This window comes from Acinetobacter sp. ANC_7655 (assembly GCF_056784015.1).
Map to the genome: position 1 here is coordinate 41829 of NZ_JBWYJB010000009.1, position 16442 is coordinate 58270.

A 16442-nucleotide genomic window follows, 5' to 3' on the forward strand; every position below is an offset into this window, starting at 1 on the left:
TTATTTGACAATCGCCAGTGCAAAACCATCATGTCCTTTACTGCCGACGGTTTGTAAGGCTGTACTCGACAATAGTCGAGGATGATTCTGCATAAGGCGGTACATTTCACGAATACCTTCGATGCTTGGTTTGACATTTTTTTCATCCAAAATATCACCAGCGCGAATCACATTATCTAAAAAAATAATGGTACCTGAGCGTGAAAATTTAAGTGATAGTTCTAAATACTCTGGGTAACTTTGTTTATCAGCATCAATAAATATAAAGTCAAATGGCTCAAAATTTTCAGGTAAAGATTTGAGAATATCCGCAGCGCGACCAACTTTTAATTCAACCGTTTGCTTTAATTTCGCATTGTCGATATTTTCTTGACCGAGTGCTGCATGTGTATCACGACCTTCGATCGTGAGAATATATCCATCGTCAGGAAGGGCTCTTGCTAGCCACATGGTGCTATAAGCCGCAAAGGTTCCAAGCTCTAACACACGCTTACACTGATTCATTTGAATCAACATTTGTAATAACATGCCTTGGTTAGCAGCAACTGCTAGATGGTCAGGAAAACCCTTATCAGCTGTATTTTGTAGAGTCTGAGTTAAAATTGGATCTTCTGGCATCAGATGAGATTCAATATAAGCATCAATATCTGACCATTGTTGTTGCATAACTGAGTACCTTTAGGGAGTTCAGTGCATTGTAATCGTTTCGAGTGAATGTGCAAATTTCTGATGCTTTGATGCTGAAAAATCAGTCAAAAAAAAAGAGGTCAAAGACCTCTTAATTAAATGTGATCATCTAAAATTAGTAATGGCATAAAGATGTATTTCGAGTCAGATCGGGTCCCCAAGTTCGGTAACCTTGAGTATCAATATGTATTTGACCAGTCGCATACAAACCTAAGCCCATATTTAAGCTTTGACCATAATTTTGCCAAAATTGGCACAATTTAAATTTAGAATTTTCGATGAATGCATAATCTTCAGCCTGAGGAAATTCAGGACCGATTCTGAAATCAATGGCTGAGTTATACAAGTGTCGAGACGAACCTGCGCCACCAGCACACTGATTTAATGGAAGGTCACGATATACAGATGTAACCTCAAAATCAGTTAAAATCCTTGCTGCAACGAGATATTTAAATACTTTCAGTGTTGGTAACTGATTCGACCATAGCTCACGGTTTGGAACCATATATTCAGATTTACCACATTTCTGCCAAGCACGTGCTGATTTAAATAATTCAAAACTTGGGATAATATTGCCAACATTATTACGTTCTAAGTATTGTTCATATTCTCGTGCTTGAGCTTGGTTATTACCTTGCATCAGCCAAACACGATAAGAATTCGGCATGACTTTTGGTCGCGCTGGACGTTCATAGGTTATTTTTTCTTGTGGAATATATATGCGTTGACCATCATTGATGACGATTGATCGTCCTTTTTGAGGGGAGGACGTACATCCAATCAATATCAACGATATTGCACTGATTGAGCACAAGCCCTTCAAAATTAATTTCATTATAAATAAATTTTACTAAAGCAAATAAGTTTCTATTTTATGCTAATTGATTATCAAGAATGCGTATAAATTGCAAATAAATGTACCAATTGGGTATAAAAAAGATCAGCCGAAGCTGATCTCTCATTGATTATTTTTCTAAATATTGCAATTTGTTTGGTTTGCCATTCCATTCTTCACGGTCAGCTGGTTGATCACCAATCTGAGTAATGTTTGGCCATTTTTCAGCAAGTTCAGCATTAAGTTCGATAAAGACTTCTTGACCTTCTGGCAGTTCATCTTCCGAGAAAATGGCATTAGCAGGGCATTCAGGCTCACATAACGCGCAGTCAATACACTCATCTGGATTAATGACTAGAAAGTTTGGACCTTCATAGAAACAGTCAACTGGGCAAACTTCTACGCAGTCTTGATACTTACATTTTATACAATTTTCAGTGACAACAAAGGTCATGGCGTCAGCTACCTAAAAAATATGGTTCTAATAACGAATGCTGTATTTTAGGCAAATTGAACGAAACTAACAATTCCTTTTCTTGATATTTAATATAGGGGATGCTACTAAATCAGTAATATTTATGATGAGATCGTACTAATTTGCAAATTCTCAGGCATTCTGCCTCTGATTTCAAAAATCGTGAATACCTAGATTCTTAAATGAAGTGCATCTGAGATTAAAGTATTGGAAGGAGGCAGGATGAGCTAGCTTTTGCTTTCGGCCGACCAAAGTCAAAATTGCATCATGAACAATAATCATTTTATCTAAGAATAAAGATATCAGATGTATACATGATTACGTGAAGGATTTTCTAAACGTTATATCGCTTGGAAACTGAAGACGCCATTGTTCAAAACCTAAAAGAATCTCTTGTGAAATATGGGCACAAGTCATTTCTTATCTTCATCTTCAATGGAGTCCTGAACAGATCGCTTCTCGTGTTTCAGTCAGTTTGCATTCAATGTATCGCTCTATTCAGCAGGATAAAATAAGGTGGCACATTAAAATCGGTGGCTATTCAGAAGAAGTTTGCCAAATAACAATCCGTCTACTTGAGCTGATCAGAGATCAGCTCAAGACGAGCACCGCAGATAATGGTAAGGAGTCCAGCCTGCATGAGTATACTGCTCAAGAATTAGACATAGACTGGTAGTTTGCTGATCCTTATAGTGCTTGGCAACAAAGCCGACCGTAGTTATGTTGGTCGTATTGAGCGTGGAGAAGTAATCATGACGCTTGAAAAGCATCATAAGATTGCTGAACTACTCAGGCTTAACCCTCCCGTGTTATTGCAAACCTTAGACTTTAATCATCATCATTTTTTTTCTCGAATTTCGAAAGTATCCTTTAGAGAAAGAGCAACAGTTGCCTTACCTCCAAAGAATGATGCCATTAAAATTAAAACGATATATAGAGCAGTTAAAAGTAGCTTATAATTAATATAGTCATTCTTATTGATCTGATGGTTAGAAATAAACTGATTCAGAAAGAGTATTTCAAAAATGATCACACTTACATAAATTAATGCAGCTAAGATAAATATTGTTACAGCAACTAACTTAATATTCTTAATCGTTTTTTCTCTGCAAATATATTCTAAATGTGCTTGATTGTTTGCAACTATCTGTCTAATAAAAAAATAACTGTAATTTAAATCTGAAAAAACTTTCCTAAAATTCCATAAGTGTTTTATTCGTTCATTAAATAAGCTGTAGTGAAATTTCGTTGTCCCTAAAAAGCTATTCGTCGCATATTGAAATTGCACAGGGTGTATTAATTTTCTTTTGAATTTATCACATGACTCCAAGTAATTATCCAATTCCAATTTATCTTTTTTAAAATTTTTCTTTGTTAACTCAAGACGAAATCTCGGTGAAAATATCCACTTAAATGCTACCCCTAAAACTCCTAGACCAACTAGAATCTCTAACAGCCATTTCAACCATTCCATATTTAAGCACCACTACAACGATTTATTCTTAAATCTAAACATATGGATTAACAAACAACCATATATCAAAGGCAGTACAACGACACATTATGTCGTTATACTTTAAGTCTTATAGCTTTTCCTCTTCAAATCCAACACAATATGCTCAAAGAAATTTGAGAGTCATCCACGTGATTACAGGCGAAATTAAAAGCAAAATTGACCAAATTTGGAATGCATTTTGGAGTGGCGGTATTTCCAATCCTTTAGAAGTCATGGAGCAAATGACTTATTTGCTGTTTATTCGCCGACTCGATGAAATTCAGATTACCAAAGAAAGGAAAGCAAACCGTTTAAAAAAAGAAGTTGAGCAACCGATTTTCACCGCAGATCAAGATCATTTACGTTGGTCAAAGTTTATTACTCTGGGTGATGCTGCAACGCTGTATAACACGGTTGCCAATGAAGTTTTTCCGTTTATTAAAAACTTAGGCGCAGAAGACGAAACCACCTATAGCCATCACATGAAGGATGCACGTTTTACCATTCCTACAGCTGCGCTACTCACCAAAGTGGTGGATTTGGTTGCCGATGTGCCAATGGATGATAAAGACACCAAGGGTGATATTTACGAATATATGCTTGGCAAAATTGCATCAGCAGGTCAAAACGGTCAATTCCGTACTCCTCGTCATATCATTAAAATGATTGTGGAGCTGATGCAGCCAAAACCAACGGATACCATTTGTGACCCTGCTTGTGGTACAGCAGGCTTTTTAGTTGCTGCAAGTGAATACTTAAACGATCATTACGCTACTGAAATTTTTGCCAATCCTGAAGCAGCGAAACGCTTTAGCTCCGACACTTTCTTTGGTTATGACTTTGACAGTACCATGCTTCGTATTGGTTCAATGAACATGATGCTGCACGGTGTAGAAAACCCAAGTATTGAAAACCGTGATTCATTAAGTGAAGCGCATTCACATATTGCTGAAAAATACAGTCTGATTCTTGCCAATCCTCCATTTAAAGGAAGTCTTGATGAAGAGTCATGTGCAAGGAACCTTCAGGCGGTAGTAAAAACTAAAAAAACCGAATTACTGTTTTTAGCTTTGATCTTACGTTTACTTAAAACAGGGGGTCGTACAGCAGTAATTGTTCCAGATGGTGTGTTATTTGGATCATCAACGGCACATAAAACGTTGCGTCAAAATATTGTAGAAAAGCAAAAGCTTGAAGCCATTATTTCGATGCCTTCAGGTGTATTTAAGCCGTATGCTGGGGTTTCAACTGCAATTATGATTTTTACCAAAACCATGTCGGGCGGTACGGACAAAGTTTGGTTTTATGATATGCAGGCAGATGGTTATTCGTTGGATGATAAGCGTAATGAACTCGATGCGTCTAAGCACGAAAATAACAACATTCCTGACATTATTGCGCGTTTTAAAAACCTAGAAGCGGAAAGCTCTCGTCAAGCCACTGAGCAAAGCTTTATGGTGGATAAAGCGGATATTGCTGCCAATGGTTATGACTTGTCGATTAACCGTTATAAAGAAGTGGTTTATGAGCAAGTGGAATATGAAGCACCAAGTAAGATTTTGGCAGATTTAGAACGACTTGAGCAGGATATTTTAAAAGGAATGGCTACGCTTAAGGAGATGCTTAAGTGAGTTTGGTTTTTAAAGAGTTAGGGGATTTAGTTGATTTCAAAGGTGGTGGTACACCTAGTAGAAATGTTGAAGAATATTGGGACAATTCGATTCCATGGGCGACAGTCAAAGATTTAAACGAAGGTATTACTTTGACAGAAACTCAAGAGTTTATTAGTGAGTTAGGTTTAAAAAATAGTGCATCTAATTTGATCACCAAAGGCACAATAATTATTCCAACACGAATGGCTTTAGGTAAGGTTGTGATTTCAGAAATTGATGTTGCAATTAATCAAGATCTGAAAGCTATATCTGTTAATGATAAAGAAAAGTTAGATGTAAAATATCTTTTACGTTTCTTAGAGTCGAATAAAGAAAATATTGCTTCTATGGGCAAAGGAGCAACTGTTAAAGGTATTACTTTAGATCAATTAAAAGCTATCAAAGTTCCACTCCCACCACTTGCAGAACAACGCCGAATTGCCTCTATTTTAGATCAAGCGGATGAGTTGCGCCAAAAACGTCAGCAAGCGATTGAAAAGTTAGATCAGCTTTTACAAGCCACCTTTATTGATATGTTTGGTGATCCTGTCAGTAATCCTAAAGGGTGGGTATCTTCAACATTAGGTGAGCAATGTGAAGTAGGAACAGGATCAACCCCATCAAGACAAAATGCAGATTATTTTGAGGGTAATATTCCTTGGGTTAAATCAACTGAAGTTAATTGGGGAACAATTACCTATACCAGTGAAACGATTAGTGAAGATGGAAAAAATAGTGCTCGTTTAAAAATGTATCCTAAAGGTTCTATTATTTTAGCTCTTTATGGTCAAGGTATCACTAGAGGGAAATCAGCTTTATTAGGAATCGAAGCAACATTAAACCAAGCTTGTGCTGCTTTAATAGCTAAAGAATCCATTAGTAATTATTTTGTTTTTAGTTTTCTGAGATTTTCTTACGAAAATTTAAGGAATCAAGCTCGTGGTGGAAATCAGGAAAACTTAAATCTAAATATTGTTAAAAGTTTCCCAATTTATTTGCCACCAAATGAGTTACAGGAAAAATGGTCTAAAATTGCTTTAAGCATTGAAGATCAAAAGAAAAAGCTTTATAAACAACTTGATATTAAAAATCAATTATTTAGCGCATTACAAAACCAAGCATTTAACGGCACTTTATAAAATTAAATCTAAAAATTATGAAATGGTATTCCGAGGAATACCATTTCATAATTAAACTTAACTAGAGAACCCATTGATTAAAATAAGCACATTATTTGGTTTTAATTTAATCAGAATGTACTTTTAAGAATTGATATAAAAATAGCATTGATATTTAATGAGTTTTTAAAATGTATAAAACTGTATGATTTATAATATTCGATCTTTTTTGACAAAACTATTTGGATGGTTAACATTTATATCAGGAACTGTTCTAGCAATATGTTTCTGGCAGCTCGATTATGTAGGTGTAAAAATACAATACGTTTTAATCCCTACATTTGTTGTCTCAATTCTAATATGGTGGTTTATACACCCAGATAAAAATAACAATGAAAACTGAAAGAATTATTTCTCCACCAAAAAAAGAATGGGAGCGATTACGTCAGCCTTTGGAAATTGGAGAACAAGAATTTATCGAGTATTTGGACGAACATTTACCAAGAGATTGGGAAATCTATATCCAACCACATTTAAATGGTCTTTGCCCTGATGTTGTTATTCTTCATCCTAAAATTGGAATTGGCGTATTTGAAGTAAAAAATTGGAATTTTTCTGCCATGCAATATGGTATTGAAACCAAAAATAATGGAAAAGTTCATCTCTATGCAATCAATCAGCAAGGAGAAAAAATATCCTATATTAAGAAAAATCCTGTAGATCAATTACTTCTATATCGTAAAGAAATTATGGACTTATATTGTCCAATTTTAAGCAAACCCAAACATTCGATAGTTGTCTCATGTGGGCTAGTATTGCCGTCTGCAACACAAGAACGTGTGGAAAGTTTATTTAAACCGATATTTCAAAGTCGAAATAGAAAAGTGTTTACACTAAGCAGTGATGGTAAACATAATAGCTATATCATCTTTTCAAAAGAAAGTTTTACAAAAAATCTAGCTGAGAACTTTCCTTCAGGTATAAATCGAATATCATCAAATTACATGAATCCTGTGATTGCACAACAATTAAGAGTTTGGCTCATTGAACCTGAGTCAAGTAAAGAGCAACGAGAGCCTTTAAAATATAATTTACAACAACAAAAATTTATAACTGAACGAACTGAGTCTGGATTTCGGCGTTTGAAAGGACCCGCAGGTTCGGGGAAATCTGTCGTTGTTGCAGGTCGTGCAGCGAATTTGTTAAGAGAACAGAAGTCCGTATTAATCGTGACCTTTAATATTACATTAATGAATTACTTGCAGGATTTGGCTGTTAGGGAATATCCAAAAATTAGATCAGATGCAACATGGATAAATTTCCACTATCTCTGTAGAAGATTGTGTTATGACGCAAGTCTGGATACAGAGTATTCTGAATTATTTCGACATGCAAAAGAGCAAGGATTAAACTTTCCCGATAATGATCAAATTTGTGATGTTGTCAATCAAGCGATAGATATCAGTGAGCCTGAAAAATACGACGCAATCTTGGTGGATGAAGGACAAGATTTTAATCCTAAATGGTGGGATATTTTGAAGAAATTATTAGCTGATGGCGGAGAAATGCTGTTATGTGCTGATACAACCCAAGACATCTATTCATCTGCAGATTTATGGACAGATGATGTGATGAAAAATGCAGGATTTAGAGGTGCTTGGGCTGAATTAAAACAAACCTATCGATTACCAGATAATTTAATTCCCCTCGCAAATAAATTTGCAGAAATGTTCTTACCACAAGAGAAAGTGATTAAATCAGAATCGAAACCATCACAACAGGATTCATTTGATTTTGGAACAATTGAAGAGTCAACATTGATTTGGGAAAATGTTCAATCTATAGATTCATCTACCTTTTTAAATGTATTCAATAAATTCAGAAATGAGGTTGTAAAACTTCAACTCGGTCATTCAGATATTACAATTCTTGTTCAAACACATGAAGCTGGTATGAGTATTTGCCAAGCTTTAGATCAGCTCAATTTAAAATATATCGATATTTTTTCAAAAGATCCAACTGAATCTCGTCAAAAAAAAATGTGGTTTTTTAAAGGTGATACAAGAATAAAAGTTTGTACTGTACATAGTTTCAAAGGATGGGAAGCTAAAGCACTTTTAGTGGTTTGGGATCAAATGTATTTGGATAAAGAATATGCTCTATTTTACACAGCAATTACTCGATTAAAGTCTGGTCGAAGTAGCATTTTATACGTAGCTAATGCAGAACCAAGCCTGATTGAGTATAGTAAAATATGGAACTCTTTAAATGATTCATAAACTTTTAGAGTCTAAATTATTTGTTTGCTGAGTAAATTTAATACATGTAAGAACATGCGCTAGGTGAAATTATTATTTGATTATACTTTAGATAATTAAATATTAAATCAGTCACTTAATTCAGCTATATTATAGAAATAAAATATATTTAAAAATATTACTTGAGGGAATAATGAGCAACTTTCAGTTTTTAGAACCTGAATTTAAAAGCTTAGCAGCAACTGCCAAAGAAGCCGAAAAGCTCACGTACATATCTCCTCAATTTGCCCTTGCCGCAGCTCGTACATCACTTGAAAACCTTGTACTGTGGCTGTATCAATACGACAAAAAACTAAACCAACCTTATGATCCATCCCTATATAACTTAATCAATGACCTCAGATTTAAAGACCTCATTCCGCCTTATATTTGGGATAAAATGGACAACATCCGCATGGTCGGCAACAGTGCCGTACATGGGAAAAAGTTCAAAGAACTCACCACCGAAGAAACCGTTAAACACATCAGCCATTTATACCTGATGTATGTCTGGTTTGAACGAAATTATGGATCACCATCTAAAGACCGTTCACAGCCGCATATTTTTAAAACTGAGCTGATTCCAAACGCTGACAACACCCAGCAAATCACCGCCAACCAAGAACAACTACAGAAAGAAACCGAAGCCCAAGAAAAAAAAATTGCAGAACAACATAAAGCCCTACGTGAACGTGAACAAAAACTCTTTGAACTTTCGGCAAGTTTAGAAGAACGTGAAAAAATCCTCGCCAATATTGATGCAAAACTTGCCCAAAAACGTGCCGAAGTCGAACAAGCCAAAATTGCTAACAGTAAAATCGAAGATCATACTGACTATAAAGAAGACGAAGCCCGTAAGTTTAAAATTGACCTCATGCTTGAAGAGGCAGGTTGGGACATTGGCACAACGGTGCGTGAAGAAGTTACTGTTACAGGTATGCCAAGCCCATCGGGTAAAGGTGCTGTCGACTATGTGCTGTATGATGCTAATGGCTTGCCTTTGGCTGTGGTTGAAGCTAAACGTACATCAACTGATCCTGATATAGGACAACAACAAGCCAAACTCTATGCCGATTGTTTAGAACAACAAACAGGACAACGCCCTGTCATTTTCTATACCAATGGCTACAAAACCCGAATTTGGAATGATGTAGAAGGTGGTCCACCACGTTTAGTACATGGCTTCTATACTCAAGCAGAACTCAAACGTCTGATCGAAAGACGTAAGAATAATCCTGATTTAAGTAGCTTCCCGATCAATACGGACATTGTCGAGCGTTACTATCAAACACGTGCCATTAAAGCCATGCTTGCAGCCTACCAACGTAAAGAGCGTGCAGGCTTACTGATTATGGCAACAGGCACAGGTAAAACGCGTACCGCCATTGCACTGGTCGATGTATTGATGAAAGCCAATGTGGTGCAAAAAGCATTATTTCTTGCAGATCGTACTTCATTAGTCAATCAGGCGCACAACGCGTTTAAAGCCAATTTAAAAGATGCCTCATTCGTCAATTTACTTGATGATAAGAATCAAGTCGGTCGAGTCTATTTCTCTACCTATCAAACTATGATGGGCTTGATTGATGAAAAAAATGCCGATGGTACACGCCAATTTGGTACAGGTATGTTTGATCTAATTATTGTTGATGAAGCACACCGTAGCGTTTACCAAAAGTTTGGTGAGATTTTTAAATACTTCGATAGCTTGCTTGTCGGTTTAACCGCAACCCCACGAGATGAAGTGGATCGTGATACATACGCACTCTTTGGTTTAGAAAGTGGTGTACCAACCGATTACTATGATCTTGATCAAGCCATTGCCGATGGTTATCTCGTGCCACCGAAAGCCTATTCAGTTCCGCTTAAATTTATGCGTGAAGGCGTCAAATATGACGAACTCTCTGAAGAAGAAAAACAACATTGGGACAGTCTAAATTGGGGCGATGAAGATGCGCCTGAAGAAGTATCAGCATCCAAGATTAATAAAGAGCTATTTATCTCAGGTACAGTTGATCTAATGCTGAAACACTTGATGGAAAATGGGATAAAGACCGAAGGCGGTGATCGTCTAGGTAAAACCATTATCTTTGCTGTGAATCAAAAACATGCACAATTTATTGCTGACCGCTTCAATGCCAACTATCCGCAATATGATGGTAAGTTCGCTCGTGTAATTACCCATGCCACTAAGTATCCACAAAGCCTGATTGATGACTTTAGTAAAAAGGATTTACCTGAACCGCAAATCGCCATATCAGTGGATATGCTGGATACAGGGATAGATGTGCCTGAAGTGGTCAATCTCGTGTTCTTTAAAGCAGTGCGTTCTAAAGTAAAGTTCATGCAGATGATTGGGCGTGGTACACGACTCTGCAAAGAATTGTTTAGCCCTGAAGATGATAAAAAAGAATTTTATATCTTTGACTACTGTTCTAACTTTGAATACTTCAATGAAAATCCAGATGGTGCGCCTGTTGCTACCACTGAACCACTCGGGCAACGCCTGTTTAAGGCTCGTTTGAATATCTTAAGTCTGCTCAATGCGAAGGATGATGCCACCGAAGAGCTGAAAGCTGTACAGCAGGATATACGTCAAAGTTTACAGACTGAAGTGAAGTCAATGAACAATGATAATTTCATTGTGAAGTCTGAACTTGAGCATGTAGAACATTTCAAAAATGATGATGCTTGGAACAATTTAGATGACCTTGCCATTGGTACATTACGAGAACACATCTCTAAACTACCGAATCAGCTTGAGCCTGAAACTTTAGAAACTAAACTATTTGATCTGTTGTGCTACAACTTAGAACTTGCCGTATTGCATAAGAATAATAAGGCAATGGAGAACTATGCCAATCGAGTGATTGAAATTGCTTCTAAGCTTGAAGGCAAGGAAAATATTCCTGTGGTTGCAGAACAGATCGCACTGATCCAAGAAATCCAAACTCTTGAATATTGGAAAGGCATCACCTTGCCAATGTTAGAGGCGATGCGTAAGCGTATTCGTGGTTTGGTCAAACTCATCGAAAAATCAACCTCCACGATTGTCTATTCCATGCTTGATGATGAAATTGGAGAGATGCAAGCAGTCGATATTCCAGTTGTATCAACAGGTGTAAACCTTGCTCAATACCGCAAGCGTGTGGAAAGCTTTATTAAAGCCAATGAAAACCATATTACCATTGCAAAGTTGAAGCGTGGTTTGGCGCTGACACCGACTGACTTAAGTGAGCTAGAACGTTTTGTGTTTGAAGCTCAGGAAGTAGAAAGCCGAGATAAATTTGAAGAATGTTTTGGCACAGAAAAGTCACTACCGTTATTTATCCGTTCTTTGGTGGGATTAGATCGTCAAGCGGTTCAGCAAGCATTCTCAAAGTATCTACAAGGCTCGACCTATAACGAGAAACAAATCCGTTTTGTAGAAATGTTGATCGAGCATTTAACTCAAAATGGAGTACTAGAAGCTGCGCAGTTATATGAACCGCCGTTTAACCAAATTCACTATGAAGGGATTGATGGTGTATTTGGTGAAGCAGATGCTGATAATATATTTGGAGTTGTTGAAGCATTTAATGAAGCGGTGGCGTAAGTTTTGAATGCTAATCTAGGATATAAAAAAGCCAGCAGATCGCTGGCTTATTGATTGAGTGTGCTTGAACTAAGATTTTTGGAGTAATTGTTTGAGTTGGTAGAGTTGGTCTAAAGCCTGTCTTGGACTTAAGTCATCTACAATAATTTCTGAAAGAAGTTGTTCAACTTGAGAAGGTTGATGAATTTCAACCACTTTTTCAACTTCAATAATTTTTTCTACAGGGTTACTATTTGAAAATAAATCTTGAGAGAACAAATCTTTTTGCACAGGTTGGGTTTGCAGTTGGAGTTTCTCCAGTTTTTTAAGTTTAGCTTGAGCCTCTTTAATCACGTTTTGAGGAATACCTGCTAGTTTAGCGACCTGTAAACCATGACTTTGACTTGCAGGACCTTTTTGAACCTTATGCAATAAGATGAGATGACCATTCACTTCTTGCGCAGTGACATGATAATTATCAATACACGGATCCATGCCTAATTCTGTTAATTCAAAATAGTGCGTTGCAAAAAGACATAAACATTTAATGCGATGCGTCAAATCAAGAACACAAGCCCAAGCTAATGACAAACCATCATAAGTGCTTGTGCCACGACCTACTTCGTCCATCAATACCAAAGATTGTTGAGTGGCATGATGTAAAATTTGAGAAGTTTCCGTCATTTCCACCATAAATGTAGATTTGCCAGAAGAAAGATCGTCTGCTGAACCGATACGCGTAAAGATCCGATCAATAGGTCCCAATTTTGCAGATTTCGCTGGAACGAAACTACCGCAATATGCCAATAGCGTAATTAACGCCGTCTGACGCATGAATGTAGATTTACCACCCATATTTGGGCCTGTGATAATCGACATACGATGCTGCATATCTAGATAAGTATCATTTGGGGTGTAAGGCGTTTTAATCAGTGATTCAACAACGGGATGGCGTCCTGCTTGAATGTATATTCCAATTTCAGGGCTAAATTCCGGACGATTCCAATTATATAATCTTGATAGATGTGCAAAGTTTGTAAGAACATCCAGTTGAGCAATAGCGCTCGCCATCATTTGAAGATTGGCGATATCTTGACGTAATTCATCCAATAACATTTCAAACAAAAGTTTTTCACGAGCCAATGCACGTGATTCGCTTGAAAGCACTTTATCTTCGAAAGACTTCAATTCAGGGGTGATATAACGTTCAGCATTTTTTAATGTTTGACGACGAATATAATGTGCAGGAGCTTGTTCTGCTTGCGCTCTGGTTAATTCAATATAGTAGCCACTCACTCGGTTATAACCGATTTTTAGTGTGTTTATACCTGTTGTTTCTCTTTCTTTGATTTCTAAATCAATTAAAAATTGTCCTGCATGATCACGTATTTGACGAAGTTCATCCAATTCATGATCAAAACCATTTGCAATGACATTACCATCTCTGAGTAGAACAGGTGGGTTTTCCACAATGGCTGACATGAGGCGATGATGTAAACCATTAAAGTCACCCAATTCCTCATTCAATTGATTGATTAAAGCTGATTGCGGTGTTGAGGTCATCGGTGCTAATGCATGGCGTAAATACGGAATCTGAGCACAGGCTTGACGTAGTTGCACTAAATCACGTGGTCGCGCACTTCCTAATGCCACACGGCTGAGTACGCGTTCGATATCACTGATTTCTTTTAATACCAGACGAATCGGAGATTCATGATAGCCAGAGAGTATTGTTTGTATCGCATCTAAACGCTGATCTAACAACGCAGTATCACGAATCGGTTGCATTAAGGTTCGACTAAGTAGTCGGCTACCCATAGCCGTTTGACATTGGTTGGTCAAATCAAATAATGAAGTGCCATGCTCAAACAAAGGATCAATGATCTCTAGATTTCGTCGCGTCACAGGATCAAGAGCGATAAAATCGGAGCTTTGTTCAAGTCGAATTGAACGAATATGTGGCAAAGCTGTTTTCTGGGTATCTTTAGCATAATGAATTAAAGCTGCCGCGGCTGCTTTCGCTAACTCAAGATGTTCAATTCCAAAGCCAGATAAAGTACTTACGGCAAATTGATCACATAAAGTTTTTTGCGCATTATTCAGATTGAAGTCTACATTTGGGCGTTTTGTAACGGGACAATCAAGAATTTGCTTAATCTGTTCAACCACTTCTGGATACTTGAAATCTTCATCAATCAAAACTTCACTTGGCATAAGACGCGCAAGTTCCAGAGGAAGTTGTTCAGCTTGAAAATTTTGTTGTTGGACTTTAAAAATACCTGCACTGAGATCTAATAGGGCGATACCAATTTCATCAGATTTAATACAGATGGATACTAAATTTGAACTCTGATGGGCATTCAGCAATGCATCGTCTGTCAATGTACCCGGTGTAATAATTCTGACTACACCACGTTCGACAGGTCCTTTACCAGTGACTTCCCCAAGTTGTTCACAAATAACAACGGTTTCACCTTTTTTAACTAAACGCGCTAAGTATCCTTCTGCTGCATGATACGGAACTCCAGCCATGGGTATCGGTTGTCCATTCGCTTTACCGCGGTGGGTTAACGTAATCCCTAAAATTTTGGCGGCTTTATGCGCATCGTCAAAAAATAACTCGTAGAAATCACCCATACGATAGAACATTAACGAATGCGGGTGCTGTAATTTCACCGTCATATATTGCTGCATCATTGGCGTCAATGTTGAAAGATCGATATTGGATTGATCTAAAGTCATCTTTGAAAAAAACCTGTAGTTAAATTTTGAAACGAAGAAGTACTGCTCAAGCTTAGCATGAGAAAAAATGCGTAAATCGATTATAAGATCTATTTTTAGCAAAAGATAAATGAGTCGAACCAATATTATAACCAACGACTCAATTTCGTTCATTGAATAATTAAATTCGATATCCATTTATGCAAATTCTTTGTGTAAAGAATCAGCAGTCTCTGGATAGTCTCCGCATCTTTTGGACAGTTTGTTATCGCATTTCATTTCATGATCAGATCATATTCGATGTCTTAGGGAAGAAAAAATGACAGGTCAAACGATTGAGATCACTACCAAATCGGGGAATCGCTATTCAGGGTATTTGGCAGTCCCAGAAGCAAAGAAAGGTCCTGGGATTGTATTGTGTCATGAAATATTTGGTATCAATGCAGCGATGCGAGCAAAAGCTGACTTTCTCGCAGAGGAAGGCTATACCGTTTTAGTCCCTGATCTATTTTGGCGTACTGCACCAAACATTGATTTAGGTTATACACCTGAGGATTTTGAAAAAGCTTTTCAACTTTATCAGCAATATGATGAAGATCAGGGTGTAAATGATATTCGTGAAAGTTTAGATTTTTTAACGACTTTAGATGCGTGTGACACGACTACGGGTCAGTCAGTGGTTGGATATTGTCTTGGTGGAAAACTTGCATATTTGGCTGCATGCCGTATTGATAACTTAGCGTGTTCGGTTGCTTACTACGGTGTAGGCATTGAAAAAGCGCTCGATGAACTCTCGAATGTGAAGGGTAAGCTTGTGCTACACATGGCTGAACTTGATCAATTCTGTCCAGCTGAAGCGCGAAATCAAATTACTGAAGCATGCGCACAATTTAAACATATTCATGCTTATGTTTATGAAGGTGTTGATCACGCATTTGCACGACCGAACAGCGATCATTATCACAAACCATCGGCGCGATTTGCCCATGAACGTACCGTAACAGCATTACATGAAACGGTTGGCCCTCACTATGACTTAGTTGCATTGTGGGAAGAGCATATCAGACATGAGTTCGACACGCGCGATGTACCAGCAACCATGGCAACGATGGTCGCTCAACCATATGTGAATCACATTCCAACGTTGACAGGTGGTGTGGGATATAGCCAGTTAGCGCGATTCTATCGATATCATTTTGTACATCAAAACCCTCAAGATATGAAAATCACCTCAATTTCTAGAACTGTGGGATCTACTCAGGTTGTGGATGAATTCATCATGAGTTTCACTCACGACACTGAAATTGATTGGTTATTACCAGGTATAAAACCGACTGGAAAATATGTCGAAATTCCAATGTTGGGGGTCATTCAGTTTAGAGGTCCAAAACTTTGTCACGAACATATTTATTGGGATCAAGCTTCTGTACTTGTCCAAATCGGATTACTTAATCCAGAAGGATTGCCTGTTGCAGGTGTAGAAACAGCGAAAAAACTTTTAGATGAAGATATTCCTTCAAATGGCTTGATGCCAAGTTGGGAGTCGAGTGCTGGTAAGCCAATCGAATAATCAAAATATATGGGGCAA

General features: G+C 37.4%; 10 protein-coding genes and 1 pseudogene. 6 read left to right on the forward strand and 5 right to left on the reverse strand.

The window, feature by feature from the left end:
* The 3 genes from AC1M9N_RS10355 to fdxA form a co-directional block, all read right to left on the reverse strand.
* Complete coding sequence (locus AC1M9N_RS10355) at positions 1-666, reverse strand: O-methyltransferase (protein WP_481954711.1); 666 nt, start codon at positions 664-666, stop codon at positions 1-3.
* Between the two features lie 136 nt (positions 667-802).
* Positions 803-1522, reverse strand: a complete 720-nt coding sequence (locus AC1M9N_RS10360) for a peptidase M15 (protein ID WP_481954712.1) — start codon at positions 1520-1522, stop codon at positions 803-805.
* A gap of 130 nt (positions 1523-1652) precedes the next feature.
* Positions 1653-1976: a ferredoxin FdxA gene (gene fdxA, locus AC1M9N_RS10365; protein WP_035266386.1), complete on the reverse strand. Its 324-nt coding sequence runs from the start codon at positions 1974-1976 to the stop codon at positions 1653-1655.
* Positions 1977-2707: 731 nt separating this feature from the next.
* Here fdxA and AC1M9N_RS10370 point away from each other — a divergent pair.
* Positions 2708-2812 (forward strand): annotated as a pseudogene (locus tag AC1M9N_RS10370) (helix-turn-helix domain-containing protein); the annotation flags it as partial.
* 23 nt (positions 2813-2835) lie between these two features.
* On the opposite strand, the gene AC1M9N_RS10375 reads toward AC1M9N_RS10370, so the two are convergent.
* Positions 2836-3471 carry a hypothetical protein gene (locus AC1M9N_RS10375; RefSeq protein WP_481954713.1) on the reverse strand — a complete coding sequence of 212 codons (636 nt, stop codon included), beginning with the start codon at positions 3469-3471 and terminating at the stop codon, positions 2836-2838.
* A 170-nt stretch (positions 3472-3641) separates the two neighbouring features.
* Here AC1M9N_RS10375 and AC1M9N_RS10380 point away from each other — a divergent pair, with 170 nt between their 5' ends.
* From AC1M9N_RS10380 to AC1M9N_RS10395, 4 genes are all read left to right on the forward strand, one after another.
* Complete coding sequence (locus AC1M9N_RS10380) at positions 3642-5123, forward strand: type I restriction-modification system subunit M (protein ID WP_481954735.1); 1482 nt, start codon at positions 3642-3644, stop codon at positions 5121-5123.
* The gene (locus tag AC1M9N_RS10385; RefSeq protein WP_481954714.1) at positions 5120-6283 is read left to right on the forward strand and encodes a restriction endonuclease subunit S; all 1164 of its coding nucleotides are present in this window, start codon (positions 5120-5122) and stop codon (positions 6281-6283) included. Before AC1M9N_RS10380 ends, AC1M9N_RS10385 begins: the two co-directional genes overlap by 4 nt.
* Before the next feature lie 371 nt (positions 6284-6654).
* Positions 6655-8541, forward strand: a complete 1887-nt coding sequence (locus AC1M9N_RS10390; protein ID WP_481954715.1) for a nuclease-related domain-containing DEAD/DEAH box helicase — start codon at positions 6655-6657, stop codon at positions 8539-8541.
* A gap of 172 nt (positions 8542-8713) precedes the next feature.
* The gene (locus AC1M9N_RS10395) at positions 8714-12154 is read left to right on the forward strand and encodes a DEAD/DEAH box helicase family protein (protein ID WP_481954716.1); all 3441 of its coding nucleotides are present in this window, start codon (positions 8714-8716) and stop codon (positions 12152-12154) included.
* Between the two features lie 69 nt (positions 12155-12223).
* On the opposite strand, the gene mutS is transcribed toward AC1M9N_RS10395, so the two are convergent.
* Complete coding sequence (mutS, locus tag AC1M9N_RS10400; protein ID WP_481954717.1) at positions 12224-14875, reverse strand: DNA mismatch repair protein MutS; 2652 nt, start codon at positions 14873-14875, stop codon at positions 12224-12226.
* A 298-nt stretch (positions 14876-15173) separates the two neighbouring features.
* Here mutS and AC1M9N_RS10405 point away from each other — a divergent pair, with 298 nt between their 5' ends.
* Positions 15174-16424 (forward strand): dienelactone hydrolase family protein, encoded by a 1251-nt coding sequence (locus AC1M9N_RS10405; protein ID WP_180028213.1) that lies wholly within the window; start codon positions 15174-15176, stop codon positions 16422-16424.
* The last annotated feature ends 18 nt before the right edge of the window (positions 16425-16442 follow it).